The following is a 3,259-nucleotide window of genomic DNA, read 5'->3' as shown; positions in this document are numbered from 1 at the left end:
ATACGATGTACACGCATGTCCAGATAGGTCTTGCTCAGACCAATTGGAACACTTACAAAGCGACGAATATGGCTGCCGTTACGATTGATATTATGACTTCCACATACAGGACAACAAAGTTTTTCCTTTGGAGTTTGGATTTCTAAAACTAAGTTATTATCTTCGTAGCGCAGTTTCTGACAATCTTGTTGGAAGACGCCTAAGGCGTTTTGCATTATGCTGGTATCCATGTTCTTGAAGTTTGGTCACTACAAAGATACATAATACCAGCTTTTTTTTATATAACTTATGAGATATATCTATCCATTTAACGGAAGAACCAAAAAAATTACACTGATGATGCTCCTGCTGATGATTGCCACCATAGGAGCATACGCACAAGGCAATGGTATTGCCGGTATCAATGAAGCTACAAAAATGGTAACCTCCTACCTCGATCCCGGCACGAAACTCATTTATGCCGTAGGGGCGGTAGTGGGGTTGATTGGAGGCATTAAAGTGTACAACAAGTTCTCAAGTGGTGACCCCGATACGAGCAAGACCGCAGCCTCTTGGTTCGGTGCGTGTATCTTCCTCATTGTGGCAGCCACTATCTTGAGAAGTTTCTTCCTGTAAGGCGATGGCTGCTTTTGAAATTAACAAGGGTGTAGGCCGGACGGTAGAGTTCAAGGGCTTGAAGGCGCAGTACCTCTTCCTCTTTGCAGGAGGACTGCTGGCAGTCTTTATTCTCGTGGTTATTCTCTATCTCTGTGGAGTCAGTCAAATTACCTGTCTTGTCATAGGTGTAGTGGTGCCAGCCTTGTGGTATGGCAAATGTTCACCATGAACAGAAAGTACGGGCAATATGGGCTGATGAAGAAAGGAGCAGTGCGTATACACCCACGCTACCTTATGAACCGCCGTACAGTCTTCCACCTTACCCGTAACCTTCAACCAAAGAATGCGAAGCAATGAGACGTACTGTTGAGGTCTTTGACCGAAAAAACAAAAGCAAGATAACAACTTTAGAATCAAAGTTTCCGCTACTCTCTGTCGAGCAGGGATGTATGGCGAGCAAGGATGCCGACATGACGGTGGCTTTCCGTGTGGAACCGCCCGAACTCTTCACCGTTACAAGTGTAGAATATAAAACTATTATGTAAAACTATAGACAATTCTTACTTACTGCTCTCGTTTTCGAAACTATGTTGAAGAATCTTTAAGAATGTCGAATTTCTTGAATTTGCATCTTCAACCATAGCAGAAAAATCAAGTATATAAGCATTCTGAATAACACTTTGCGAACTTGTCAAATCTAAAGATACTGGTTTTGAACGAAAATATATTTTTCCATTTGAAAATAAAGGATTGAAATAATTATCCCTTAGATGCATTTCATATTGATCATCAAAATCAACAATACCATAAAACCACATTCTCTGTATACGATTACCATAATATTCAGCTAGTCTGCGCGTTCGAGTATCCAATTGAAATTCAACAATAGAATTTTGTTCAGCACTTAAGCCTAAACGTTTTAATTCAACAACAACAACATCTACTTTCTTATCTGATTCGTTTGGATTTCCCGAAAAGAAGAGTGTTATATCTGGACGATCATTATCTTTATCTCTAACTTCCCCTTCAGTAAGGACATCTATTACTCGTGACATTTCTGCTTCACTAAGTACTGTGCTATAACTCATAAATTTATCATCAAGAACCCAAACATTGTTTCTATACATATCTGTAACAACATCTTGTCCATGAAATTCTGCGTATTTAGGTGCTATAAGATTATGCAGTTCCTCTTCTTTATTATTTTTATCTAATCCTTTCATTCTCTTGAGTACATTCTGTCTGAATAAAATATATTCAGTTAAAGCACGTGCAGAAAGGTCTAATGATTTGTTAAATTGTTCGTCATTTAACTCCTTGGCACCAAGAATTTCTTTCTGATCTCTGAAGAACTTATCTTGAGCTTTTTTCAGAATATCAGTTTGCGAAGAATATCCTATGTCATTATTATCAAAATAACCGCAAAGATGTGGAAAGGTTTGTTTTAAATAAGTAACTCTTTTCTCATTATTCTTATTTATTTGAGGGAACTGCTCTTTTATGACTTCTGATATTCCATTCCTAAAAATAGTCTTTATTATAGTCAATTCATTGTCTGAGATGGTAAGATTCTGACGAGTTCCATCTATATTTCCTTGAAATGATTCAGAAATGAGCAAAAATATCATTTCATAACCTTTAGGTAGATTTTCATCTGCAATTATTTCTACTCTATGACTACGGTCATCAATAGCTAATGCTGTTATAACCTTTGTCTCTTTTATTTCTACTTCTCTGACATAGTAATAAAGGTCTATACTATTAAAAAAATCCATTTGTGTAGTTAGTTCCTTAACAGAGAAAGAAGGCATACTATCAGTGGTAATTGTTTCTTTTGAAACGATTTGCCCATCAACAAATAAGCGAATAAAGATATTGAGTTGTTTACCTACCAACTTCGCTTTATAGAACTTCATATAGAAATTTTCCAATAGTGCATTCTTTATATAAGATGGCCTTATATAATCATTTCTTCCAAGTTTTGTTCCTAAGAACTCCGTCATAGTCAATACCGTACCATTGTCTTCATTACCCGTATGTATAGTTTGACTTGTTCCGTTGAAGGATTCATCAAAATCAAAAACTCTTCTGACAGAATTGTTAAAACAGCTCTCAACATGTACCTTACCAAAATAGCACAAATAGACTAGGCGTCCTAGTCCCTTATGACTTGGCTCTTCTTCAACATCAAAAAGCTTTCCAAATTTTCGAAAACGTTCATCTGTGAAACCTATACCATTATCTGTTAGAACTAAGGATAACTCCTTTAGCTCATTCCCTTGTTTTATATCAATATAAAAATCAGTTGCACCCGCATCAAGAGCATTGGCAAATGCCTCAAAATAAATCATCTCAAATGATGATTTAGAAAAGAAAACTTTCAAAGCCTGTTTTATATTTACTTCCATGATGATTACGAGTTTATTTATATCTAAAAAGGATATTACTTCATTTCTCCTTTTGCTGATAACTGCGCAAAGTTACATTTATAATTTTATATTTCAAACAAAAGAGACAACCTTTTATTATTACATGCTAACCTTTTCATAATAACTTAATAACCTGATCTCGGGTTAAGTATCATACCACTCTTCCGTTTGGTTTAGTACAACGCCTCTTTAGGCTCAATCTTTTGATTGGGCCTAAAGATAATAATGAAACA

The 3,259-nt window shown here is 36.1% G+C and carries 2 protein-coding genes and 3 pseudogenes; 3 read left to right on the top strand and 2 right to left on the bottom strand.

The features are described 5' to 3' along the window. A pseudogene (locus tag CHB62_RS14380) lies at positions 1-230 on the bottom strand (ISL3 family transposase); the annotation flags it as partial. A gap of 106 nt (positions 231-336) precedes the next feature. On the opposite strand from CHB62_RS14380, the gene CHB62_RS14375 reads away from it, so the two are divergent. The 3 genes and pseudogenes from CHB62_RS14375 to CHB62_RS14365 all read left to right on the top strand — a co-directional run. Next, complete coding sequence (locus CHB62_RS14375; RefSeq protein ID WP_254919401.1) at positions 337-615, top strand: DUF4134 domain-containing protein; 279 nt, start codon at positions 337-339, stop codon at positions 613-615. 4 nt (positions 616-619) lie between these two features. After that, positions 620-954, top strand: a pseudogene (locus CHB62_RS14370) (DUF4133 domain-containing protein). Further along, positions 951-1,136, top strand: a pseudogene (locus CHB62_RS14365) (DUF3875 domain-containing protein); the annotation flags it as partial. The pseudogenes CHB62_RS14370 and CHB62_RS14365, both read left to right, overlap by 4 nt. Positions 1,137-1,157: 21 nt before the next feature. On the opposite strand, the gene CHB62_RS14360 reads toward CHB62_RS14365, so the two are convergent. Then, positions 1,158-3,005, bottom strand: a complete 1,848-nt coding sequence (locus CHB62_RS14360) for an ATP-binding protein (RefSeq protein WP_089367358.1) — start codon at positions 3,003-3,005, stop codon at positions 1,158-1,160. Positions 3,006-3,259: the final 254 nt, after the last annotated feature.

It is taken from the genome of Prevotella jejuni (assembly GCF_900187995.1).
Classification (GTDB): Bacteria; Bacteroidota; Bacteroidia; order Bacteroidales; family Bacteroidaceae; genus Prevotella; species Prevotella jejuni.
This window is presented reverse-complemented; position numbering and strand designations above follow the sequence as displayed.

Bases quoted from the DNA above. Each gene is read 5' to 3' on its own strand.
- CHB62_RS14375 (WP_254919401.1), top strand. From the start codon at position 337: ATGATGCTCCTGCTGATGATTGCCACCATAGGAGCATACGCACAAGGC.
- CHB62_RS14360 (WP_089367358.1), bottom strand. From the start codon at position 3,005: ATGGAAGTAAATATAAAACAGGCTTTGAAAGTTTTCTTTTCTAAATCA.